The organism is Mycobacterium dioxanotrophicus (assembly GCF_002157835.1).
Taxonomy (GTDB): domain Bacteria; phylum Actinomycetota; class Actinomycetes; order Mycobacteriales; family Mycobacteriaceae; genus Mycobacterium; species Mycobacterium dioxanotrophicus.
In genome coordinates this window covers 6,478,907-6,502,789 of sequence record NZ_CP020809.1, presented here as the reverse complement: position 1 = coordinate 6,502,789, position 23,883 = coordinate 6,478,907, and the positions used below count along the sequence as shown (strand labels likewise).

The 23,883-nt window shown below is 68.6% G+C and carries 17 protein-coding genes, 1 tRNA gene and 2 pseudogenes; 12 read left to right on the top strand and 8 right to left on the bottom strand.

Annotated elements, in window-relative coordinates; translation table 11 throughout:
- The first annotated feature begins 300 nt into the window (after window positions 1–300).
- The 7 genes and pseudogenes from BTO20_RS31685 (at window position 301) to BTO20_RS31650 (ending at window position 11,535) form a co-directional block, all read left to right on the top strand.
- A pseudogene (locus tag BTO20_RS31685) lies at window positions 301–2,845 on the top strand (ATP-dependent Clp protease ATP-binding subunit).
- 47 nt (window positions 2,846–2,892) lie between these two features.
- Complete coding sequence (fdh, locus tag BTO20_RS31675; protein WP_157680377.1) at window positions 2,893–6,234, top strand: formate dehydrogenase; 3,342 nt, start codon at window positions 2,893–2,895, stop codon at window positions 6,232–6,234.
- A 19-nt stretch (window positions 6,235–6,253) separates the two neighbouring features.
- A complete protein-coding gene (locus BTO20_RS31670; protein ID WP_087079814.1) occupies window positions 6,254–7,240 on the top strand; it encodes a 4Fe-4S dicluster domain-containing protein in 987 nt (328 codons plus the stop codon).
- Window positions 7,237–8,322 (top strand): NrfD/PsrC family molybdoenzyme membrane anchor subunit, encoded by a 1,086-nt coding sequence (gene nrfD / locus BTO20_RS31665; RefSeq protein ID WP_087079812.1) that lies wholly within the window; start codon window positions 7,237–7,239, stop codon window positions 8,320–8,322. The genes BTO20_RS31670 and nrfD overlap by 4 nt, the downstream gene beginning before the upstream one ends.
- 54 nt (window positions 8,323–8,376) lie before the next feature.
- Complete coding sequence (locus BTO20_RS31660) at window positions 8,377–9,501, top strand: acyl-CoA dehydrogenase family protein (RefSeq protein WP_232490912.1); 1,125 nt, start codon at window positions 8,377–8,379, stop codon at window positions 9,499–9,501.
- A gap of 7 nt (window positions 9,502–9,508) precedes the next feature.
- A complete protein-coding gene (locus tag BTO20_RS31655) occupies window positions 9,509–10,360 on the top strand; it encodes a phosphate/phosphite/phosphonate ABC transporter substrate-binding protein (protein WP_087079808.1) in 852 nt (283 codons plus the stop codon).
- Window positions 10,357–11,535: a diiron oxygenase gene (locus tag BTO20_RS31650; protein ID WP_087079806.1), complete on the top strand. Its 1,179-nt coding sequence runs from the start codon at window positions 10,357–10,359 to the stop codon at window positions 11,533–11,535. The genes BTO20_RS31655 and BTO20_RS31650 overlap by 4 nt, the downstream gene beginning before the upstream one ends.
- Window positions 11,536–11,737: 202 nt before the next feature.
- Here the strand turns inward: BTO20_RS31650 and selD are convergent, their stop codons facing one another.
- Window positions 11,738–12,721, bottom strand: a complete 984-nt coding sequence (selD, locus tag BTO20_RS31645) for a selenide, water dikinase SelD (protein ID WP_408632215.1) — start codon at window positions 12,719–12,721, stop codon at window positions 11,738–11,740.
- Window positions 12,722–12,755: 34 nt separating this feature from the next.
- On the opposite strand from selD, the gene BTO20_RS31640 reads away from it, so the two are divergent.
- The 3 genes and pseudogenes from BTO20_RS31640 to selB all read left to right on the top strand — a co-directional run bounded on the left by BTO20_RS31640 (window position 12,756) and on the right by selB (window position 15,971).
- Window positions 12,756–12,851, top strand: a tRNA-Sec gene (locus tag BTO20_RS31640).
- A 30-nt stretch (window positions 12,852–12,881) separates the two neighbouring features.
- A pseudogene (gene selA / locus BTO20_RS31635) lies at window positions 12,882–14,181 on the top strand (L-seryl-tRNA(Sec) selenium transferase).
- A gap of 2 nt (window positions 14,182–14,183) precedes the next feature.
- The gene (selB, locus tag BTO20_RS31630) at window positions 14,184–15,971 is read left to right on the top strand and encodes a selenocysteine-specific translation elongation factor (protein ID WP_087079802.1); all 1,788 of its coding nucleotides are present in this window, start codon (window positions 14,184–14,186) and stop codon (window positions 15,969–15,971) included.
- Here selB and BTO20_RS31625 read toward each other — a convergent pair.
- Entirely contained in the window at window positions 15,950–16,654 is a 705-nt protein-coding gene (locus tag BTO20_RS31625) for an HAD family hydrolase (protein WP_087079800.1), read from the bottom strand. The two genes, selB and BTO20_RS31625, sit on opposite strands and share 22 nt — an antisense overlap.
- A 144-nt stretch (window positions 16,655–16,798) precedes the next feature.
- On the opposite strand from BTO20_RS31625, the gene BTO20_RS31620 reads away from it, so the two are divergent.
- Window positions 16,799–17,056 carry a DUF7218 family protein gene (locus tag BTO20_RS31620; protein WP_087082954.1) on the top strand — a complete coding sequence of 86 codons (258 nt, stop codon included), beginning with the start codon at window positions 16,799–16,801 and terminating at the stop codon, window positions 17,054–17,056.
- On the opposite strand, the gene BTO20_RS31615 is transcribed toward BTO20_RS31620, so the two are convergent.
- From BTO20_RS31615 to BTO20_RS41160, 6 genes are read right to left on the bottom strand one after another with little or no spacing between them, the layout of a single operon-like run.
- Complete coding sequence (locus BTO20_RS31615) at window positions 17,042–18,775, bottom strand: GMC oxidoreductase (RefSeq protein ID WP_087079798.1); 1,734 nt, start codon at window positions 18,773–18,775, stop codon at window positions 17,042–17,044. The genes BTO20_RS31620 and BTO20_RS31615 overlap by 15 nt on opposite strands.
- Window positions 18,772–18,906 (bottom strand): hypothetical protein, encoded by a 135-nt coding sequence (locus BTO20_RS41165; protein ID WP_269770307.1) that lies wholly within the window; start codon window positions 18,904–18,906, stop codon window positions 18,772–18,774. Before BTO20_RS41165 ends, BTO20_RS31615 begins: the two co-directional genes overlap by 4 nt.
- A 9-nt stretch (window positions 18,907–18,915) precedes the next feature.
- A complete protein-coding gene (locus BTO20_RS31610) occupies window positions 18,916–19,998 on the bottom strand; it encodes an aromatic ring-hydroxylating dioxygenase subunit alpha (RefSeq protein ID WP_087079796.1) in 1,083 nt (360 codons plus the stop codon).
- The gene (locus BTO20_RS31605) at window positions 19,995–20,966 is read right to left on the bottom strand and encodes a PDR/VanB family oxidoreductase (protein WP_087079794.1); all 972 of its coding nucleotides are present in this window, start codon (window positions 20,964–20,966) and stop codon (window positions 19,995–19,997) included. Before BTO20_RS31605 ends, BTO20_RS31610 begins: the two co-directional genes overlap by 4 nt.
- Complete coding sequence (locus BTO20_RS31600) at window positions 20,963–22,201, bottom strand: cytochrome P450 (protein WP_087079792.1); 1,239 nt, start codon at window positions 22,199–22,201, stop codon at window positions 20,963–20,965. The genes BTO20_RS31605 and BTO20_RS31600 overlap by 4 nt, the downstream gene beginning before the upstream one ends.
- A 33-nt stretch (window positions 22,202–22,234) precedes the next feature.
- Entirely contained in the window at window positions 22,235–22,369 is a 135-nt protein-coding gene (locus tag BTO20_RS41160) for a hypothetical protein (protein WP_269770306.1), read from the bottom strand.
- A gap of 207 nt (window positions 22,370–22,576) precedes the next feature.
- Between BTO20_RS41160 and BTO20_RS31595 the strand changes: the two genes are divergently transcribed.
- Window positions 22,577–23,839: a PucR family transcriptional regulator gene (locus tag BTO20_RS31595; RefSeq protein WP_232490911.1), complete on the top strand. Its 1,263-nt coding sequence runs from the start codon at window positions 22,577–22,579 to the stop codon at window positions 23,837–23,839.
- Window positions 23,840–23,883 lie beyond the last annotated feature (44 nt).

Here is a 23,883-nt window from a genome sequence, read left to right as displayed (position 1 = left end):
CCGCGATGTCGCCGTCAAAGCGGAAGTTCCGAGTTGGTGATCGGCGGCGCCTATCAGTGCAGCGGGCGGGCCGTTGATCGGCGTCGCCTATCACGCGGTCGGAAGCAAGTCTTGGACGCACGAGGGGTCGAGGGGACAGGCTTGATGTACCGGGCCGAGCGCCGGTGGCCACATCCGTCACCGGCCCGCTATGAGGACCACGGTCCATTCCAAAAATGTTGTGAATCCGACGATCTGGCGATGCAATGTTCGATCGCAGATCGCCCTTCCATCAATCCACCATGGTTAGGAGCTCTTCTGATGAGTGATTTCGACGATTTCTTCGATGACGTGTTCCAGCGGTTTTTCGGCCCGGGTGCGCGTTCGCGGCCGCCGGTGCAGCAGGTCGACCTCGGCCGGTTGCTGACCGACAGCGCCAAACAGCTCGTCGGCGCGGCACGCGACGCCGCGGTGGAATGGGGCAACCCGGAGATCACCGCGGAGCATCTGCTTTACGCCGCTGCCACCAATGAGCCGACCCGCGAAGCCATCGCGGGTCTGCAGCTGGACCCCGATCAGGTGGCCGAACAGATGAAGGCGGCGGCCGGATCCGGTGACGCCGCGGGCGGCGCGCCCGCGCTGAGCCCGGCGGCCAAGCGCGCCCTGCGCGTCGCGCAGCAGCACGCCGCGCAGGCCGGGCAGAGCTACATCGGCCCGGAGGACATCCTGCTCGGCGTCGCGGCAACGCCCGACACCGCGGCCACGAAGGTCCTCGCCGGTGCGCCCAGCCTGCGCGCCGCAGCCACGGGCAAGCAGCCCGCCAGCGACACCCCCACGCTCGACGAGTACGCCCGCGACGTGACCGCCGACGCCCGGGCCGGCAAGCTCGACCCGGTCGTCGGCCGTGCCGACGAGATCGCCCAGACCGTCGAGATCCTGTCCCGGCGGCGCAAGAACAACCCCGTGCTCATCGGGTGACCCGGGCGTCGGCAAGACCGCCATCGTGGAGGGCCTGGCGCAGCGCATCGTCAACGGCGACGTGCCCAAGACCCTGGCCGACCGCCGGGTCGTGGCGCTCGATGTCGGGTCGCTGGTCGCCGGGAGCAAGTACCGCGGCGAGTTCGAGGAGCGGCTGACCAAGATCCTCGACGAGGTGCGGGACCACTCCGACGAGCTGGTGGTGTTCATCGACGAGCTGCACACCATCGTCGGTGCCGGGTCGACCGGCGAGGGTTCGATGGATGCGGGCAACCTGCTCAAGCCGGCCCTGGCCCGCGGTGATCTCAACGCCATCGGCGCCACGACCATCGACGAATACCGCCGCTACATCGAGAAGGACGCCGCCCTGGAACGCAGGTTCCAACCCGTCATGGTGTCCGAGCCGTCGGTGAACGACACCATCGAGATCTTGCGCGGGCTGGCCGACGTGTACGAGGAGCACCACCAGGTGCACTTCAGCGACGAGTCCCTGGTGGCCGCGGCCGAACTGTCGGACCGCTACATCACCGACCGGTTCCTGCCCGACAAGGCGATCGACCTGATGGACCAGGCCGGGGCCCGGGTCCGGCTGCGCACCAAGACTCCCAGTGCCGATGCGAAGAGCCTCGAAGAGCAGCTGGCCCGGCTCAACCGCGAGAAGGACGCCGCGGTGGCCGCCGAGGACTTCGAGAAGGCCAACGAGCTCAAGAAGGAGATCGCCCAGCAGATCGAGAACTCCAAGGAGCAGGTCGGGGAGATCGAGGCCGGGGCCGAACCTGAGGTCGGCGTGGTCGACATCGCCGAGGTGGTGTCACGGCAGACCGGCATCCCGGTCACCGAGCTGACCGCCGAGGAACGCGACAAGTTGATGGCGCTGGAGGATGTACTGCACAATCGGGTCATCGGGCAGGAGGACGCGGTGAGTGCCGTGGCCGAGGCCGTGCGACGCTCGCGCGCCGGGCTGGCCGACCCGAACCGGCCGATCGGCTCGTTCCTGTTCCTCGGGCCCACCGGCGTCGGCAAGACCGAGCTGGCCAAGGCGCTGGCCGAGGCGGTGTTCGGCGACGAAGGCCGGATGATCCGCTTCGACATGAGTGAATTCCAGGAGAAGCACACGGTGTCGCGGCTGGTCGGCTCCCCGCCCGGCTACGTGGGTTACGAGGACGCCGGTCAGCTCACCGACAAGGTTCGGCGCCAACCGTATTCGGTGATCCTGTTCGATGAGATCGAGAAGGCGCACCCGGATGTGTTCAACGTGCTGCTGCAGCTGCTCGACGACGGCCGGGTGACCGACGCGCAGGGCCGCACAGTGGATTTCAAGAACACCATCGTGATCTTGACGAGCAACATCGGATCGGATCTGATCCTCGACGCCCCCGACGGCGACGTCGAGAAGATCACGCCGCAGCTCATGGAGTTGCTGGGCACGCGGTTTCGGCCGGAGTTCCTCAACCGCATCGACGAGACCATCGTCTTCCACCGGCTGGACAAGGCGCAGCTGCGGCAGATCATCGGCCTCATCCTCGACGGCACGCGGCGGTTGCTGCACGCCCAGGACATCGAACTGGACGTGACCACCGCGGCCGAGGACTGGCTGGCCGAACAGGGCTTCGATCCCAAGTTCGGGGCCCGGCCACTGCGCCGGACGGTGCAGCGTCAGCTCGACAACAAGCTGTCCGGGCTGCTGCTGAAAGGCACTGTGCGCTCGGGCGATACGGTCCGGGTCGATGCCGACGGGACCGGTCTGGTGATCGAGACGGTCAGCCCGGGCGGCGCCGAGGGCACGGCTGACACCACCGGTGAGTCCGCGGCCTCCGGGGACGGTCGGGGGACACAGAAGAAAGCCGCCAAGAAGACCGCGAAGAAGACGCCGGCAACGAAGGAGTGAGGTGATTCAGACCGATGAGCCGGCGTTCGCGTACTAGCCTCGAATCCATGGCAGGACCGAAGTTCTTTCTTCAGTGGCCCGTGCTGCGGCAATTCCGCTCCGGTGACCTGTTGGGTCGCGGGCCCGCGGTCACCTCCGCACACACTCGTGCCATCGAGCCACGTACCTCGACCGCCGACCGCGTCGTGCAGTCGGTGTGCCCGTACTGCGCGGTGGGCTGCGGCCAACGGGTGTACGTCAAGGACGAGAAGGTCGTGCAGATCGAGGGAGACCCCGATTCGCCGATCTCGCGGGGGCGGCTCTGCCCGAAGGGCTCGGCCAGTGAGCAGCTGGTCAACTCGCCCGGCAGGCAGACCGAGGTGCTCTACCGCGCGCCGCGGGCCACGCAATGGCAGAAGCTTGACCTCGACACCGCCATCGACATGGTGGCCGACCGGTTCATCAAATCGCGCCGGTACACCTGGCAGGAGCGCGATGAACAGGGCAGGCCGCTGCGCCGGACCATGGGCATCGCGTCGCTGGGCGGCGCCACGCTGGACAACGAAGAGAACTACCTGATCAAGAAACTCTTCACGGCCGCGGGCGCCGTCCAGATCGAGAACCAGGCGCGTATTTGACACAGCGCCACGGTTCCCGGTCTGGGAGCCTCCTTCGGTCGCGGTGGTGCGACGCAACCCCTGCAAGACATGGCCAATGCGGACTGCATTGTCATCCAGGGTTCCAACATGGCCGAGTGCCATCCCGTGGGCTTCCAGTGGGTCACCGAAGCGAAAAAGCGCGGGGCCACCGTGATTCACGTCGATCCGCGGTTCACCCGCACCTCGGCGGTCGCTGACAAGCACATCCCGATCCGGGCCGGTTCGGACGTGGTGCTGCTCGGCGCGTTGATCAACTACATCCTGACCAACGACCTGTGGTTCAAGGAGTACGTGGTCGCCTACACCAACGCGGCCACGCTGATCAACGAGAACTACCGCGACACCGAGGATCTCGGTGGCCTGTTCTCGGGCTTCGATCCCGAGACGGGCCAGTACGACCCGACGACATGGTCGTACGCCGATGCGGACGGCGGTGGCATCGGGGCGCCCGGCCAGGAGGCGTCTGGTCAGAGCGCGTCGGACAGTGCCACCGGTGACCAGTACGGAAGCGGCGGCCCGCCGCTCGAACACGCAGGCGTGCAGCGCGACGACACCCTGCAGCATCCGCGGACGGTGTTCCAGATCGTCAAACGGCACTACGCCCGCTACACCCCAGAGATGGTGCGGGACGTGTGCGGCATCAGCGTCGGCGACTTCGACTATCTGGCCCGGACCATCACGCAGAATTCCGGCCGGGAACGCACCACCTGCTTCGCGTACGCGGTCGGTTGGACCCAACACACCCTAGGCGCCCAATTCATCCGCACCGCAACCATTTTGCAGCTGTTGCTGGGCAACGTGGGGCGTCCGGGCAGTGGCATCATGGCGCTGCGCGGGCACGCCAGCATCCAGGGCTCGACGGACATCCCGACGCTGTTCAACCTGCTGCCGGGTTATCTGCCGATGCCCAAGGCGGGCAGCCACGACACCTTCGCCGAATACGTGGAGGCGGTCGGGTCGAAGAAGCAGAAAGGGTTCTGGGCCAACGCCGATGCCTACACCGTGAGCCTGCTCAAGGCGTGGTGGGGCGATGCCGCACGGGAGGACAACGACTGGGCCTACGACTACCTGCCGCGGCTCAACGGCCCGCACGGCACCTACCAGACGGTGATGTCGATGCTCGACGACGAGGTCGAGGGGTACTTCCTGCTCGGCCAGAACCCCGCGGTCGGGTCGGCACACGGCCGCATGCAGCGCCTCGGCATGGCGCATCTGAAGTGGCTCGTGGTGCGCGATCTCAACCTCATCGAGTCGGCGACCTTCTGGAAGGACTCGCCCGAGATCGCGTCGGGCGAGCTGCGCACCGAGGACATCGAGACCGAGGTGTTCTTCATGCCGGCGGCCACCCACGTCGAGAAGGCGGGATCGTTCACCCAGACCCAGCGGCTCGTGCAGTGGCGCCATCAGGCTCTCGCCCCGCCCGGGCAGTGCCAGAGCGAGCTGGACTTCTTCTTCAAGTTGGGCCAGCGGATCCGGGCCAAGCTCGCCGGGTCGACCGACGAGCGGGATCGTCCGCTGCTCGATCTCACGTGGGACTATCCCACCGACGAGCACGGCGAACCGTTGCCCGAGTCGGTGCTCGCCGAGATCAACGGATGTCATCTGACCGGCCCGGACGAGGGCACGCCGTTGTCGTCGTACAACGAGCTGCGCGCGGACGGGTCGACCGCCGCGGGCTGCTGGATCTACACCGGGGTATACGCCGAGGGTGTCAATCAGGCCGCCCGCCGGGCGCCGGGCGGCGGCCCGTCGCCGAGCCAGTCGGAGTGGGGGTGGGCGTGGCCGGCCGACCGCCGGATGCTCTACAACCGCGCGTCGGCCGACCCGGACGGCAAGCCGTGGAGTGACCGCAAGAAGTACGTCTGGTGGGACGAGCAGCAGGGCCGCTGGGTGGGCGACGACGTGCCCGACTTCCCGGCGGACCGGGCCCCGGGCAGTCGCCCGGACCCGGCGCTCGGTGGGCCTGCCGCGCTGGCCGGTGACGACGCGTTCATCATGCAACCCGACGGCAAAGGCTGGCTGTTCGCGCCGCGCGGGCTGCTCGACGGGCCGCTGCCCACGCACTACGAGCCGCAGGAGTCGCCGGTCGCCAACGCGCTCTACCCGCAGCAGCAGAGTCCGTCGCGAGTCATCTTCCCGCGCAAGGACAATCTGAGCGCTCCCAGTGCCGGCGACCCGGGCGCGGATGTGTTTCCGTATGTCTTTACGACCTACCGGCTCACCGAGCACCACACGGCAGGCGGGATGAGTCGTTGGCTGCCTTACCTTTCCGAGCTGCAGCCGGAGATGTTCTGTGAGGTCTCGCCGGAGCTGGCCGCCGAACGGGGCCTGGAACCCTACGGCTGGGCCACCATCGTGTCGCCGCGCGCGGCGATCGAGGCCCGCGTGCTGGTGACCGAGCGGATGACCCCGCTGACCATCGGCGGGCACACGGTGCACCAGATCGGCCTCCCGTATCACTGGGGTGTCGGTGGCGACGCCGTCGTCAGCGGCGACGCGGCCAATGATCTCCTGGGCCTCACGCTCGATCCGAACGTGCAGATCCAGGAGTCCAAGGCCGGGTCGTGCGACATCCGGCCGGGCCGCAGGCCCCAAGGTCCCGCGCTGCTGCAGTTGATCGAGGAGTACCAGTCCCGGTCGGGCGCGACGACCGAGACGGACAATGTGCGGATCACCGATCCCGCGCGGGAGATCATCGACCCGCCGGGCGAACAGGACGATCCCGCCAAGGAAGGATGGTCACGGTGGTGACGTCCGGGAGGGAGCGCTGATGGGTCAGTTCGCGGGGCCGAGCGATCCGGCCGCCGACGCGCACTGGGCGGAGCACACCGCGGAACGCAAAGGTTTCTTCACCGACACGTCGATCTGTATTGGCTGCAAAGCCTGCGAGGTGGCGTGCAAGGAGTGGAACCAAAACCCGCGTGACGGTGACCTCGAGCTGCTCGGCTCGTCCTACGACAACACCGGCGCGCTCGGCGCCAGCACGTGGCGCCATGTCGCGTTCGTCGAACAGAACCGGGACCGCATCGAGGAGGCGCGCGAGTCCGGCCGTGCTCTGGTGAGCCTCGGGATGCCCGCTGTCGGCAGGCCGGTCGCGGCCATCGACACCACACCGCCGGACACCCCGGAGTTCCGTTGGCTCATGGCCTCGGATGTGTGCAAGCACTGCACACACGCCGGATGCCTGGATGTCTGTCCGACGGGCGCGATGTTCCGCACCGAATTCGGCACCGTGGTGGTGCAGGACGACGTGTGCAACGGCTGCGGCACGTGCGTGGCCGGCTGCCCGTTCGGCGTGGTCGAGCGGCGCAACGACGGCACCTTCGGGACCACGACCGGGCCCGGCGACCGCAAAGGCGAACAGCCTGAGGTGCCCAAGCGCGGCATCGCGCAGAAATGCACGCTGTGCTACGACCGGCTCGTCGAGGACCAGACCCCGGCGTGCGCGAAGACGTGCCCGACGACGTCGATCAAGTTCGGTGACCACGACGACCTGGTCGTCGAGGCGCGTGAACGGGTGGCGCAGCTGCATGCCCAGGGCTTGACCGAGGCAAGGCTCTACGGCGCCAACGAACTCGACGGGGTGGGCGGCACCGGTTCGGTGTTCCTGCTGCTCGACGAACCCGAGGTGTACGGCCTGCCGCCGGATCCGCGGGTGTGCACAGCCGATCTCATGACGATGTACAAGAGGGCAGGCGTCGCCGCACTGGGAATGGTTGCGGCGGCGGCGTTCTCGTTCCTCCGAGGTAGGTCATGAGCGAATTCGACAGCTATCGGCCGCCCGAGCCGCCGCGGCGGCGGCGCGGCGGCGGTAAGCGGCGGCGCCGTGGTGGCGGGTCCGGCGGGGACGGCGCTCGTGAGATGCCGATGGTGCCGGAGGCCGAATTCACCTCGTACTACGGCCGTCCGGTGGTCAAACCACCGCCATGGGGCCATGAGGTCGCGGCGTATCTGTTCCTCGGCGGGGTCGCGGGCGGTTCGGGTCTGCTCGGGCTCGGCGCGCAGCTGACCGGCAGGCCCCGACTGCGGCGCAATGCACGGTTGGGTGCGCTGGGCGCCGTCGGCCTCGGCGCGGTGGCGCTGGTCGCCGATCTTGGGCGGCCCGACCGGTTCTACAACATGATGCGCACCTTCAAGATCACCTCGCCGATGAGCGTGGGGTCGTGGATCCTCTCGGCGTTCAGCGGGGGTATCGGCGTCGCGGCGGTCGCCGAAGTCGACCGGATGACGGGGGAGCGGCTGCCGCTCGGACCGTTGCGCTCGGTGCTGCGGGTCGTCGAGGGACCGGCCGGCCTCGAAGCAGGCGTGTTCGCCGCGCCCCTGGCCGTCTACACCGCAGTTCTGTTGTCCGACACCGCGAATCCGACGTGGAACGACGCCCACCGGGATCTGCCGTTCGTGTTCGTCAGCTCCGCGAGCCTGGCTTCGGCAGGACTGGCGATGGTCACCACACCGGTGGCCGAGACCGGCCCGGCGCGCACGCTGGCCGCGCTCGGTGTGGTCGGCGACATCACGGCCATGAAGCTGATGGAACGCCGGATGGACCCGGTCGCGGCGGAACCACTGCATCACGGCTCGGCCGGAGAGATGCTGCGGTGGGCCGAGCGGCTGGCCGTCGCCGGTGGTGTGGGTGCGGTGCTCGGCGGGCGTAACCGCGTCGTCGCCGCGGTTTCCGGCCTGGCGTTGATGGCGGCCTCGGCGTTGACCCGGTTCGGTGTCTTCGAGGCAGGCATCCATTCGGCCAAGGATCCGCGCTACACCATCGAACCGCAGAAGCACCGGCTCGCCGCGCGGCGCGCAGCAGGCATTACCGACGACTCGATCACCACGGCAGGCTGAAGCCGGTACGGTGGCGAGCGCTGTGCCTGGCCCGCCTACGTACCGAGGTTGTCTGTGGATTCTGCGCTGTGTTCCGCCCTTGATGAAGTCGTCGGCAATGTCATCGAACCGGCGGCCGCGGCCGTCGACGCAAGCGGCGATTTTCCCCGCGAATCGATCGACGCACTGGCGAAGGCGGGGTTTCTCGGCCTGCTGAGCGCGCCCGAGTTCGGAGGGAGTGGCGGCACCCTCGGGGACGCGGCCGAGGCGGTGCGCAGCGTCGCATCGGTCTGCGGTTCGACCGCGATGGTGCTCACCATGCACTACGCCGCGGTCAGCGTGCTCGAACGCTTCGCCGACGACGACACCCGGACCGCCATCGCGACCGGCATGCACCTGAGCACCCTGGCGTTCTCCGAAGTTGGCTCCCGCAGCCACTTTTGGGCACCGGTCGGCACCGCCGTGCGCGGTGACGGCGACACCGTGCTGCTGGATTCCCGCAAGAGTTGGGTGACATCGGCCGGCCATGCCGACAGCTACGTGTGGTCGAGCCGGGCACTCGAGGCCGAAGGTCCGATGACGCTGTGGCACGTGCCTGCCGCGGCCGAAGGGCTCGGGGTCGCCGGCTCGTTCGACGGGTTGGGTTTGCGCGGCAATTCGTCGGCGCCGATGACCGCGGACCGTCTCGTGGTTCCCGCGTCGGCGATGCTGGGCACCGACGGGCAGGGCCTCGACCTGGCGCTGGAGTCGGCGCTGCCGACGTTCCTGGTGCTCAACGCGGCGTTCTCGGTCGGGTTGATGCGGTCGTTGATCGCCGCCGCAGGCACGCATCTGGCGGGCAGTCGTCTCGAGCATCTCGATCAGAGCCTGGCCGAACAGCCCGAGCAGCGCCGTGCCTACGCGCGGCTGCTGACGCTGGTCGACGGGGCCGCGCTGTTCCTCGACGACACGCTGGGCGCCTTGGCGGCGGGGCGCGCCGATGCGATGTTGCGCGTATTGCAGGTGAAAGCTGTTGCCGCCGAAGCTGCTTCGGAAGTCGCCGACGGGGTGATGCGGTTGTGTGGTGGTTCGGCGTTCCGTAAGGAGCTGGGTATCGAGCGCCGGTTCCGCGATTCGCTGGCGGCCCGGGTCATGGCACCCACCACCGAGGCTCTGCACGATTTCGTCGGCCGCGCCGCGTTCGGCCAACCACTACTGTGAGGCAGCGATGACTCTTCTGCTGGGCGCTGTTGCGTACGACCCCAAGGTGGTCACCATCTGGTCGGGGTTTCGAGACTGGTTGCGCCAGAACGGCCTCGACTTCGACTTCGTCCTGTACTCGAACTACGAGCGGCAGGCCGAGGATCTCGTGGACGGTCGCATCGACGTGGCCTGGAACTCGCCGCTGGCGTGGTTGCGGTGTGAGCGGCTGGCGGCGGCGCAAGGTCGCAAGGTGTCGGCGCTGGTGATGCGGGACACCGACCAGGACCTGACCTCGGTTTTCGTGGTCCGCGCGGATTCGCCGATTCAAGCCATCGCCGACCTGAGAGCGGCGCGGCTGGCGTTGGGTGCCGTGGATTCTCCTCAGGCCACGCTCATTCCGTTGGCGACGCTGGCCGAGGCGGGCTTGCTCGCCGGCCGCGACGTCACCATCGAGCGCTTCGACATCGGTGTCGGCCTGCACGGCGACCACATCGGCGGTGAGCGCGACGCCGTGCGGGCTGTGCTGGACGGTCGGGCCGACGCCGCGGCGATCATCGACACCAACCACCTCGGCTTCGGCCGGAACGGCACGGTACCGCCGTCGAGCCTCCGGATCATCGGTCAGACAACGCCTTTCGACCACTGCAACCTGACCGTGATCGACACCGCGCCCGCCGCGGAGGTCGAGCAACTGCGGGGCCTGCTGCTGTCGATGTCGTATACCGACGAGACCGTGCGGCCCCTGCTGGACCTCGAAGGACTCACCCGATGGTTGCCCGGGCGTGCCAGCGGCTACGACGTGTTGAACACCGCTGTGGAGCTGCTCGGTTTCTACGATGCGTCAGGAGCGATCACCGCATCCGACTACCGGCCATGAATCCGCGGGTCGACCTGGGCGACCTGGGGTTCGACAACGGCGCGCACCTGCTGGTGCAGCGTGCGCTGAATTCCGTGCCGCCGGGCTGTGTCGTCGAAATCGTCGGCCGCGCACCGGCTCTCGCCGTGGATCTGCCGGTCTGGTGCCGACAGTTCGGCCACCGGGCGACCCGCCACGACGACTCCTGGACCATCGAACCGGGTGCGCGTGACCGCTGGGCCGGGGCTGAACGCGCGGGCACACCCGGCCCCGACGGGATCGTCGCCTCCGCTCCCGCCCACTGGGGCCTGGCCGCACGGGGCGCGCTGGTCGAGCGGGGCGCCACGCCGTACTCACCCTTTGACATCCGCGACCGCGACCTGGTGTGGGCGGACATCGCACCCAGCCTGTACGCCCACGCCGCCGCCGAACAATGGGACCCGGCGACCGCCGTGCACTGGGCCGCCCCGATCGACATCCACCCCGACGTCGACCGCGCCGTCGTGCAGGTCATGACGTACCTGGTCGAGAACGAGCAGGCCGCGCTGGTGGTCCCGGCGAAACTGCTGGCCCGTATCCATCCGCATTTCCGCGAGGTGCTGCAGCTGCTGGCGGTGCAGGCCGCCGACGAGGCCCGGCACATGGAGGTCTTCACCCGTCGCGCCCTGCTGACCGGTCTGCCGATGGGTACCTCGACGGTCGGCGGTAGGCAGTCGCTGGCAACGCTGCTCGACGAGGCCGACTTCTCCATGGCCTCATTCCTGTTGTCGGTGCTCGGCGAGGGCAGTTTCCTCAACCTCCTCGAGTTCCTGGACGTGCACGCACCGGACCCCGTGACCCGCGACGTCACCCGGCTCGCCCGCCGCGACGAGGCCCGCCACGTCGCCTTCGGCGTGGCGCATCTGCGTTATCAGGCCGACCGCGACAGCCGGGTGCTCAGCCAGCTTCGCGGTGCCGTCGAGCGTCGGTATTCGGCTCTGGTCGACACCGCGGGCCTCAACGCGGACGTGTTCGACTCGCTGGTCCTGCTGGCGGCGGGCAGCTGGGAACCGGCCGCGATCGCGGCGGGCTACCGTGCCGTGCTCACACTGCAGGACGAGATGGATCAGGGGCGGCAGCGGCGGCTGGTCCACCTCGGTTTCCCGGCCGACGAGGCCGCCGACATCTCCGCGCTGCATACTCGAAATTTCATGTAGCGGCTCAGCGCACTTCACTTGGGCGGTCGAGGTAACCGGCCCACACGACACCGCTCGCCGTTTTCGACCTGAGGGTCGCGCGGGAGCACCCGTGACAGCCCTGGCGTCAAAAGCGTTGTGTTACTTCGTCCGAACCACACGTTACGCCGTGGATTGCAGCCACCCAGTGGCTGCAATCCGAGACGTTGTTTGCGCTAGCGGCTCAGCGCACCGAGATGCCGCTGCCGGCCACCGTGTGGCCGATGACCGGATAGCCGGGCACTTCACCGACGACCAGCAGACCGCCGGAGGTCTGAGCGTCGGCGAGCAGCAGCAGATCGTCCTCGGAGACGTCGGCGCGCAGGTGCGGCCGCACCCAGTCGAGATTGCGCCGGGTGCCGCCGGAGACGTAGCCGTCGCGCAGCGCGTCGAGAGCGCCGTCGACGACGGGCACCGCGGCCCGGTCGATCACCGCACCCACGCCGGAGGCCCGGCACATCTTGTGCAGGTGCCCGAGCAAGCCGAACCCGGTGACATCGGTGGCCGCCCGGGCGCCCGCCGCCAAAGCAGCCTCGGACGCGTCACGGTTGAGCGCCGTCATCGTCGTGAGCGCCTCGGCGAACACTTCGCCGGTCTGCTTGTGCCGGTTGTTGAGCAGGCCGACGCCGATCGGCTTGGTCAGCGTCAGGGGCAGTCCCGGCTCGGCGGCGTCGTTGCGCAGCAACCGGTTCGGGTCGGCCACGCCCGTCACCGCCATGCCGTACTTCGGTTCCGGATCGTCGATGGAATGCCCGCCGATCACCGGGCACCCGGCCTCCGACGCCACCGCGAGCCCGCCGCGCAACACCTCGGTCATCAGCTCCATCGGCAGGGTTTCGCGGGGCCATCCGACCAGGTTGATGGCGACGACTGGCCGTCCGCCCATCGCGTACACGTCGGACAGCGCGTTGGCCGCGGCGATGCGGCCCCAGTCGTAGGCGTCGTCGACCACGGGCGTGAAGAAGTCGGCCGTCGAGAGCACCGCGAGATCGTCACGGACCAGCACGGCTGCCGCGTCGTCGCCGTCGTCGAGGCCGACCAGGACGTGGTCGCCCGACTGCCCGACCAGGCCGCGCACCGCGTCTTCCAGCTCGCCGGGCGGGATCTTGCAGGCGCATCCGCCGCCATGGGCGTAGCCGGTGAGACGAACGGATTCCATGGCGTCAATGTAGCCGCCGAGGGGATTGGCTAAGTTGAGCGGCGGAGGCGTTTGGGTTCCTGGTGGTCCCCCCGGTCTTCAAAACCGGTGAGATCGAGTATCTCGGTCTGGCGGGTTCGATTCCCGTCCGCCTCCGCCAGTTTCTGCTGTCGACGCTCGAGGAGGGCAGGTGACCCAGCCCGACCCCCGTCGGCACATCCCGCGTACCGATCAGCTGTTGGCGCTGCCGCAGGTGCGGGAAGCGCGAAACCGGCTGGGCGACAGTGCGGTGCGCGCCGTGGTCCTCAAGACCCAGGAGCAGGCCCGGCAAGGCGCCCTGCCGGTCGACGAGGTGGCGGCGGCGGTGGTGGCGGGCCTGGCTGCGCGGGCGCCGGTGTCGCTGCGTCCCGTGCTCAACGCCACCGGGGTCGTCGTCCACACCAACCTCGGCCGGGCACCGCTGTCGCGGGCTGCGGTGGACGCTCTGGTGTCGGCGAGTGGGTACATCGATGTCGAATTGGACCTCGCCACGGGGACGCGATCGAAACGCGGTGTCGCGGCCCGGGAGGCTCTGCTGGCCGCGTGTCCGGCGGCCGGGGACGCGCTGGTCGTCAACAACGGGGCGGCCGCGCTGGTGCTGGCCACCACCGCCCTGGCTGCGGGCCGTGAGGTGGTGGTGAGTCGCGGCGAGCTGATCGAGATCGGCGCGGGGTTCCGCCTGCCGGACCTCATCGCGTCGACCGGGGCCAGGCTGCGTGAGGTGGGTACCACCAACCGCACGCACCTGCGGGACTACACCGACGCGCTTGGCCCGGACACCGGATGCGTCCTCAAAGTCCATCCGAGCAACTTCCGGGTCACCGGCTTCACCTCGGGCGTGTCGCTGGCCGAGCTCCGCGATGCGTTGCGGGACAAGGGAATACCGCTCGTCGCCGACTTGGGCAGCGGGTTGCTCGCGCCCGATCCGCTGCTGCCCGACGAACCCGACGCCGCGACGGCGCTCTCCCACGGCGCCGACGTGATCACCGGCAGCGGTGACAAGCTGCTGGGCGGCCCGCAGGCCGGCATCGTGCTCGGCCGGGCCGAGATCGTGGCCCGCATGGCCCGGCACCCGCTCGCACGCGCCGTGCGCGCCGACAAGCTGACCCTCGCCGCGCTGGAGGCCACACTGTGTGGCGGACCGGCCCCGGTCACCCAGGCGCTGCACGCCGACGCCGAGGCGCTGCGGGCCCGGGCCGACCGTATCGCCGACGCCGTCGGCGCAACCGTGGTGGCCCACGACGGGCGCGTCGGCGGGGCGGTGCCCCGGCGTCCCGCTGCCCGGATGGGCGGTCCGGCTGCCCGAAGCCGCTGCGGCCCGGCTGCGTGCCGGCGATCCCGCGATCCTGGCCCGCGTGCACGACGGCGCCTGTCTGGTCGACCTGCGCTGCGTACCCGAGGCCGACGACGAGCGGGTGCTGGCCGCGGTGAAGGCCGCGCTGGACGGTTGACGGTGCAGCAACACGTTGTCGCGACGGCAGGCCACGTCGACCACGGCAAGAGCACCCTGGTGCGGGCGCTCACCGGCATCGAACCGGACCGGTGGGCCGAGGAACGCCGCCGCGGCCTGACCATCGACCTCGGCTTCGCGTGGACCACGCTGCCGTCGGGGCGGGAGGTCGCCTTCGTCGACGTGCCCGGCCACGACCGCTTTTTGGGCAACATGCTGGCCGGCCTCGGGCCCGCGCCGGTGGTGTGTTTCGTGGTCGCCGCCGACGAAGGCTGGCAGGCGCAGTCGAGCGACCATCGCGACGCCGTCGCTGCGTTGGGCATCCGGCACGGGCTGCTCGTGATCAGCCGCGTCGACCGCGCCCCGGACCGCATCGACGACGTGATCGCACAGGCCCGCGCCGAATTGGCCGATACCGGGCTGCGCGACGCCCCGGCGGTCGCGGTGTCGGCCGTCGACGGCAGCGGCTTGTCCGAGCTGCGGACCGCGCTCGATGACGTCCTGGCGGCGGTGCCTGCCCCGTCGACGACAGCGCGGGTGCGGCTGTGGGTGGACCGGTCGTTCACCATCACGGGGGCCGGGACCGTGGTGACGGGCACGCTGGCGGCGGGCACCATCGCCGACGGTGACCGGCTCGAACTGGTCGGCCGCCGGGGCCGCGAAGCGGTTGTCCGCGGTCTGGAATCGCGGGGTGAGCCGTACCCCGCGCTCGGCCCGGTGACGCGGGCGGCGCTCAATCTGCGTGGGGTGTCGGCTGATCAGGTCCGTCGCGGTGATGTGCTGCTTACACCCGGCGCGTGGGAGACCACCCGGACTCTCGACGTGCGTCGCGTCAGCGGAGGCGGGTTCAGCGAGGCGCCCGAGCGGCTCACCGTGCATGTCGGTACCGCGGCGGCACCGGCCCGGCTGCGGCCCTTCGACGACGACCACGCGCGGTTGGTGCTCGACCGCCGGCTGCCCCTCGTGCTCGGTGATCGGTTGGTGCTGAGGCATCCGGGTAGTCGCCGGGTGCTCGCCGGTGCCCAGGTGCTCGACGCCGACCCGCCCGCACTGCGGCGCCGCGGCGACAGCGCCCGGCGGATCGGCGCGCTCGCCGCGATGGACACCCGCGGCGACGTGCTCGTCGAGGTGGCTCGCCGCGGTGTGGTGACTGGAGAACATCTGCACCGGTTGGGTTTTCGGACCGACCATGTGCCGACGGGCATCCGGGTGATCAAGACGTGGTGGGTGCACGTCCCGACGTATGAGGCGTGGCAGCAACGGCTACGGGTGGCGGTGCAGGAGCTGCATGACCGGGACCCGTTGGCGGCCGGCCTGTCTCGCGGTGCGGCCAGCGATCTGCTGGCCTTACCGGACCCGGCGCTGCTCGATGAGATCAGCCACGCGGCGGGTCTCGAACAGGCCGAGGGACTGATCCGGCTGCCCGGCCGGTCCGACGATCTCGGACCCGCCGAAGCCGCTGTCGCCGAGCTGGCGGACAGATTGCGGGACAACCCTTTTCACGCTCCGGAGGCCGACGATCTGGCGGCGCTGCACCTGGGTGTGCGGGAGTTGGCCGCCGCCGAGCGGGCTGGGCGGCTGCTCCGCCTGCGCGACGGGGTGGTGCTGTTGCCCACCGCGCCGGCCCTGGCCATGCGTGAGCTGGCCCGGCTGGACCAACCGTTCACCACCAGCGAGGCGCGCCAGGCATTGAGCACCACGCGTCGCGTCGCCATCCCGCTGCTGGAGCATCTCGATTCCCGCGGCTGGACCCGCAGGCTCGACGCCGGTCACCGCGAAGTCGTGCGCTGATCCTCCCGTTCCGCGTACGCCAACGTGGCGATCGGTGTGGTGTTGATGACATCGAGAAGATCAGCGGGATCGTCGAAGACGGCGACGGCTCCGGCCTGCGCGAGCTCGTCGCGCGATGTGCCACCGCACCGTAGACCGATACACGGCATGCCGGTCCGGCCGGCGGCCTCGACATCCCACACGGCGTCACCGACGAACACCGCCTGCTCGGCCGTGACGCCGGCGCGGTCCAGCGCGGCCTGGACAATGGCGGGGTCCGGCTTCGCGGTGTCGACGTCGCGCGATGACGTCGCGGCCGACACGATGTCGTCGCAATCGAGCACGCCGCGCAGGACGTCCAGTTCATCTTCGGGTGCCGAACTGGCCAGTACCACCTGAAGACCCAGTTCGCTGACCGCGTGCAGGAGCTTCCGCGCGCCGGGTAGGGGCTTCAACAGATTGGTGGTGTCGCGATAGAAGTCCGAGTGCAAGGTCTTGAGTCGCTGGGCGATGTCACCGGCAACGTCGCCCGCGAGCGTCTGTACCAACGTCGCACCGTCCATTCCGATGCTGCGGTGAATCTTCCAGGCCTGCACGGGTATCCGCTCGGAGGCGAACGCTCGGGCCCACGCGTACACGTGCAGGTAGTTGGAATCGACCAGCGTCCCGTCGACGTCGAACAGCACCGCAGCGTTCCGTGTCATCCAGAGCCCCTGACATCGTGTGGTCTTCGCATGTCGGCGACGAATACCCCGTGATGATCAGGTGGAAACGGGACCGATGGGTGGTTTGCCCGGCTGCTCAGCGGGAATAACACAGACAGAATGTCTGCCGAGGAGGTGGCTTGCGTGCCGAATTCGTCGATCAAGAACGAGAAGATGTATCGGGATCTTCGCAAGGAGGGTGACTCCAAGGAGAAGGCTGCGAGGATATCCAACGCGGCTGCCCGCAAGGGCAGTTCCGCGCAGGGCCGCAAAGGCGGCAAGTCCGGCTCTTACGAGGACTGGACAGTTGCCGACCTCAAGAAGCGCGCCAAACAAATTGGTCTGTCCGGGTATTCGTCGCTGCGCAAATCCGAACTGGTGAGCAAGTTACGTCACCACTGACGAGCCGCCAGTCAGTCGCAACGCCGCCGGTGCGCCTGCGGGAACCGCCGGGCGCTGAGGGGCGATCGGGTCCAACCGCCGATACTCGGCGCCGAGCGGCGGACGGGCATCGGGCTCGCCCTTGTTCGGCCACAACGACGTCGCCCGCTCGGCTTGCGCTGTGATGGTCAGCGACGGGTTCACCCCGAGGTTGGCCGATATCGCGGAGCCGTCCAGGATGTGCAGCCCCGGATGCCCGAACACCCGGTGGTAGGGATCGATCACGCCGTCCTCGACGCTGTCGCCGATCACGCATCCGCCGAGGAAGTGTGCGGTCATCGGGATGTCGAGGATCTCGCCGATGCTGCTATAGGGCGCACCGTCGATCTCGTCGGCCAACCGGCGCACCGTCTCATTGGCGGCCGGTATCCAGGTCGGGTTCGGTGTGCCGTGACCCTGCCTGGACGACAGCCGCATCCGTCCGAACCGGCCGCGCTTGGGGAACAACGTGATCGAGTTGTCCTCGGTCTGCATCACCAGCGCGATCACCGTGCGCTGCGACCAATCCTTCAGCCCCACATACAGAGACACAGTCTGACCGGGATGACGCAGCAACTGGCCGAGCCACTTCAGCCACCGCGGCACCCGGCCACCACCGTCGGTCATCACCGTGGTCAGCAGGGCCATCGCGTTGGAGCCCTTGCCGTAGCGGACCGGTTCGATGTGGGTCTTCTCGTCGGGATGGATGGACGACGTGATCGCCACGCCCTGCTCGAACTCGGCGCCCGCCCGCTTGCTCAGTCTGACGCTGGCCGTGCAGAGCGCTTCGGAGTTGGTGCGGGTCAGTTCACCGAGTCGGTCGGACAGCTGGGCAAGGGAGGCTTGGGCTTTCATGCGGTGCAGCAGCTGCTGGGTACCCCACGTGCCTGCTGCGAAGATCACCTGCTCGGCGGTGAAGGTACGCGCGGTGCGCTTGGCCCGCCAGGCGCCCGTCCGGCGGGTGTCCACCGCGTATCCGCCGCCGGGCAGCGGACGCACGGCTGTGACGGTCGTGAGCGCATGCACCTGCGCCCCGGCCCGCTCGGCGAGGTACAGGTAGTTCTTCAACAGCGTGTTCTTCGCGTTGTGCCGGCATCCCGTCATGCATTCACCGCACTGCAGGCAACCGCGGCGGCACGGCCCCGCACCGCCGAAGAACGGGTCGTCGACCTCTTCGCCCGGGGTGCCGAAGAACACCCCGACGGGCGTCATGGTGAAGCTGTCACCGACGCCCATCTGGTTGGCCACCTTGAGCAGCACGCGGTCCGACGGCGTCATGGTCGGATTGGTCACCACGCCGAGCATGCGTTTGGCCTGTCCGTAGAAGGGTGCCAGCTCCGACTTCCAGTCGGTGATGTGGGACCAGTGCGGATCGCGGTAGAACGCATCGGATTTCGGCTCGTAGAGGGTGTTGGCGTAGACCAGCGATCCACCGCCGACACCGGCGCCGGCCAGTACCACGACATCGGGCAGCATGTGAATGCGCTGAATGCCCGTGCAGCCCAGCCTCGGTGCCCAGAACGCCTTTCGCACCTGCCAGTTGGTCTTCGCGAACTCGTGATCCTCGAACCGACGGCCCGCCTCCAGAACCCCGACCCGGTAACCCTTCTCGGTGAGCCGCAGGGCAGCGACCGATCCGCCGAAGCCCGAACCGATCACCAGAGTGTCATAGTCGAAGTGGCGCGTGGTCAGCGATGTCATGAGTCCTCATCGGGATTGTCTTGGCGTCCGCGCCGCCGGTGGCGGGCGCGGACTATGGAGGTGGCTGCGGCGGGCACCAGAACCGGCAGCAGGCTGATGACGACCATCGCGACACCGCCGACGACAGTCACGGGACGCGGCTACCTGGCCGCCGGCCAGCTACGGGTCAGCCTGCCGGATTCTTCGTCGACCATGTCCAGGGCGATGCGCCGGGCCCGTACCGCGGCACGGTCGGCCTTCACGTTGAATTCGCGCCGGGGCGGCTGGGTAGATTCTGTGCTCCTCGCGTCCGCATCCTCGTCGAGGAGATCCTGCATGCCCTCGAGCACTTCGGCGTCGCGTTCGGCCCAGTCGTGGAACATGGTGGCGAGGAACGTGCCGACCGCATCGTCATCGGGCGCGTAGTCGCGGGCCATCTGCAGGAAAACATGTGTGACGCCCGGGGATTCGGGGGTGAACCCCTGGATCCGCAACAGTTGCCGCGGTGCGCCGTCGACCGGTTCGATCACGTAACGCTGGACGTGCAGGGCGGGAGAGGCGAACATGCCCTCCTCACGCCGGATCCCGCTGGTATCGGCGGGCAGGCCGGTGGCCTCGGTCTCCCAGGGTGCGAGCCGGCTGGGTGGGGTGGTGCGAAAGTAGGCCACCGAGCGTTCGGAAACCTCGACCTCCTCCAGCGGGGGCAGCACCTCGATGTCCGGTGGCACCGCCTCGGGATGCAACGTGAACACGTTGGTCAGGTCGAGGTAGTGCTCGTGCAGCAGAAGGTAATTGCATTCGATGCCGAACACCTCGAGCGTGCCGGCCCAATCGGCGGCGTCGGCGAGAAACGGGATGCGCGGGGGATGGCGCAGCGCGGCCGCACCCGGGTCGCCCAGCCAGATCCAGATGAAGGCACCCTGTTCGATGATCGGGTAGGTGCGTACTCGCACGCCGCGCGGCACATTGTCCTGCGACGGTACGTCGACCAGATCGCCTGCGGGATCGTAGGCGAAGCCGTGATATCCGCACCGCACCAGGTCGCCGTCGCGCTGCCCCGTCGAGAGTGGATGGGCTCGGTGGGCGCAGCGGTCTTCCATCGCGACGATCGATCCGTCGGCGATCCGGTACAACAACACGGGGATGCCCAGCAGCCGGCGCGCGAACAGGTCGGGTCCGACCTCGTCGCTCAAGGCGGCGATGTACCAGCAGTTGAAGGGATAGTTGATGCGCGGGTTTCTCATAGGTCCAGCACCAATCGTGGTGAGCGGGAGCGGGATACGCAGATCATGATGCTCTGGCCCGCGGCCTTCTCCGCGTCGTTGAGCACCGAGTCGCGGTGATCGGGATCGCCTTGCAGCACATCGCATTCGCAGGTGCCGCAGACGCCTTCCATGCAGGAGCCGAGCACATCGAGGCCCGCTTCCTCTGCGACGTCGTAGATCGTCTTGTCCGGTGGCACCGTCAAGGTGATGCCGGAGCGTTGGCATTCCACCTCGAACGACTTACGTGTGTCGGCGGTGTCCTCAACGGCCTTGGCCGAGAAGCGTTCGATATGCAGACTGTCGGCCGGCCAGTGCTTGCACCGCTCTTCGGTCGCGGTGAGCAACCCGTCCGGTCCGCAGCAGTACACCAGCGTGTCCGGATGCGGCTCGGCGAGAATGGTTTCCAGCGTGCTGCGGAATGTGGCAGCTTCATCGCGGGCGCACACCGTGACCCGCTCGCCGTAGTGGGCGAGCTCATCGAGGTAGGCCATCGAAGACCTGGTCCGACCGCCGTAGAGCAGCTGCCAGTCGGCGCCGACCGCCTCGGCGGCCGCGATCATCGGGAGCATCGGCGTGATGCCGATGCCGCTGGCGATGAACTGGTAGCGCGGCGCGCTGACCAGACCGAAGTGGTTGCGCGGCCCGCGAACTCGGACCGTGCTGCCCTCATGCAGCTTGTTGTGCACGAACTCCGATCCGCCGCGGCTCGCCGGATCCAGCAGCACGCCGACGCGCCATTCGCCGCGGTTGGTGGTGTCACCGCAGAGGGAGTACTGGCGGACCAGCTCTGGGGTCATCACCAGGTCGATGTGTGCGCCGGGAGTCCACTCGGGCAGCTCGGCGCCGGACGGATCGGTCAGGGTCAGGGTCACCACCCCGTCGGCCGACTCCTCGCGGCGCGCGACGAGCAGGTCGAGTTCGACTTCGCGGTAAGCCGGCCTGGTCATGATGTCCGCCGTACCGGGATCGACTTGTACTGGTTGAGGAACAGCGCCCGCACCCGTGTCGGTTCGCCGTCGAGTTCGAGGTCGGGGAACCGGCGCAGCGTCTCCTGGATCCACAGCTTGAGCTCGAGGCGGGCCAGGTTGGCGCCGAGGCAGAAGTGCCTGCCGCGGCCGCCGAAGGCCTGGTGCCGGTCGGCGAGTCCCTCACGGGTGATGTCGAATGTGTTGGGATCGTCGAACGCGGTCTCGTCGCGGTTGGATGCGATGTACCACAGCAGCAGCCGGTCGTTCTCCTTGATGGTCTTGCCGTGCAGTTCGAAATCCTTGGTGGCGGCGCGGGCCATGAACGCGAACGCCGGGAAGCAGCGCAACCCTTCCTCTACCGTGGCCTCGATCAGCTCGGGGTTCTCCCGCAGCAGTGCGAGCTGGTCGGGGTTCTGCATCAGGGCCAGCATCGTGGCGCTGTAGGTGGCGCGCGTCGAGTCGTTGCCCGCGGTCATCAGCAGCGCGAAGAAGGTCGCCATCTCCAGCTCGGTGAGCTTCTCGCCGTCCACCTCGGCGTTCATCACCGCGGTGATGAGGTCGTCGCGCGGCGCGTCCTTGCGCTGTGCCATCTGCTCGTTGAGGTAGGCGATGATCTCCAGCACGATGGCCCCGGCGTCGTCCCATTGGGCCCGGATCTCGGGGTCCTCGAACGCGCTGAACACATTGGTCCACCGGACCAGCCGGTCGTCGTCGGCGGGCGGCGTGCCGAGCATCGAGCCGATGACCCGGGCAGGCACGGGGCGCGCCACATCGGCCACCAGGTCGAACCGGTCGCGGTCGGCAACGCTGTCGAGGACTTCGCTGATGATCCGTCTGATCGCCTCCTCGTGCGCGGCCACGCGCTCCGGGGTGAAGGCCTTGATCACCAGGGCCTTGAGCCGGTCGTGGCGTGGCGGATCCATCGAGATCAGCTGGAGGCGCTGAACGTCCAGCGGGACGCCGATGTCGTCGACATTGAAGATGCCGCGTCGTTCGGAGGAGAACGTGCGGTGGTCGCGGCTGACCGCGCGGACGTCGTCGTACCGAGTGATCGACCAGAAGCCACCTTCTCCGGGGGCGTTGTGCTGCGGGCTGTAGTGCACCGGGGCCTCGCGCTGCATCTGCGCGAACAGCTCGTACGGCGGGCCGGCTTCCCAGATCGCGGGGTCGGCCAGATCGACGTTGTCGAGGTCTGTGGTGCTCACGGTGCTCATGGCACGTTCTCCTTGTCTGATTGCGGTGGCTGGTTACTGGGCGGCGGCCGCTGCGGCCACGCGGCGCCCACGCCACCCGGAGACGGCCCGGACGGCGGTGGTGGTGGCCGGAACCAGGACCGGGAACAGGCCGATGAAGAAGAGGAGGAAGAAACCGAACACGGACATGGCGAACTCACTTTCGCGATGGGGATTTTTGGGCTGTCGCAGCTGGTAGAGGGCTTGGTGCTGCGTTCGTGAGGTACGTTACGGAGCGCGGATCGGTGTGACGACGTCCTCGGCGGCTGAAATAGCGGGGGCTGACTGTCCTCGGAGGACAAAACCGATCCGGACAACCAGGTCCCGCCGTCGACAGCCGCGTTCTACGGTTTGAGCATGGTGGGGAAGAGCGCGGTGGACGAGGCGGCGGTGGCGCGGGCCGCCATCACCGTGACCGGCCGGCTGGTGGACAAACTGCCGGTCATCACCAAGACGGTTCAGCAGTCCCTGGTTGCCGCCATCTCTGAACTGCGTGATGAAGAGCAGCTGCAGCAGTTGCTCCGGGACACCGTCGAGAGCAACGTCGAGACGTTCTTCGCCGCCGTCCGCCATGGCATCTCGGTGCAGAACGTCGAGCCGCCGATCGCCGCTCTGGAGTACTCCCGGCGGCTGGCCCAGCGGGAGGTGTCGGCGAATGCCCTGACCCGCGCCTACCGGCTGGGGCATCGCGCCGCGCTGCGGTTCATCCTCGACGAGGTGCGCGCGACAGATCTGGATCCGGCACTCCGGCTGGCGGTGTACGAGCTCATGGAAGCCGTGTCTTTCGACTACATCGACGAGATATCCCAGCGCGTGGTCGAGGCCTATCAAGACGAACGCGATCGCTGGTTGGAGTCGCGCAACAGTGTCCGGGCATCGCGGGTGCGCGACCTGCTGGCTTCGGGTGACGACGTCGACGTCGACGCGGCTGCCATGGCAATCCGCTACCCGCTCAGGCGGATTCATCTCGCCGCGGTGGCGTGGTGCGACGAATCCGGCGAAGGTGACGAGCTGTCCTCGATGGAACGATTCTTCAATCGATTCGCCGAATCCATTGGGGCTCAGGAGAACCCGCTGTTCATCTCGGTGGACCGGGTGACCGCGTGGGTGTGGATCCCGGTTCCCGGCGAGGCTGCCGACGATGTGGTCAACCGGCTGCGGGTGTTCGACGACGGACCGTTCCTCGCTGTCGGCAATCCGCTACCGGGTGTCGACGGTTTCCGGCGTTCGCATCGGCAGGCCCAGGACGCCAGGACGGTGGCCGTCGCGGCCGGTGCGGCGTTGTGCCGGTTCACCGCGGCAGGCGACAGCGGGGTGGCCGTGGCCGCGCTGCTCGGCGGCAACGTCGAGTCCGCCGCGGGGTGGGTGACCGATGTGCTCGGGCCGCTCGCCGAGGCCACCGAGAACGACGAGCGGCTGCGTGAGACGCTGCGCGCGTTCCTGGGCAGCGGCTCCAGCTACAAGGCCGCCGCCGAAGACCTTCATCTGCACACCAATTCGGTCAAATACCGGGTGAACCGGGCGGTGGAACGCCGCGGCAGGCCCATCACCGACGACCGCCTCGATGTGGAAGTGGCGCTGCTGCTGTGCCACTACTTCGGCGCGTCCCTCCTGCACTGACTTCTCGTGAAGGTCAGGGGTTCTCCTGTGCCGGTCAGGCTCTG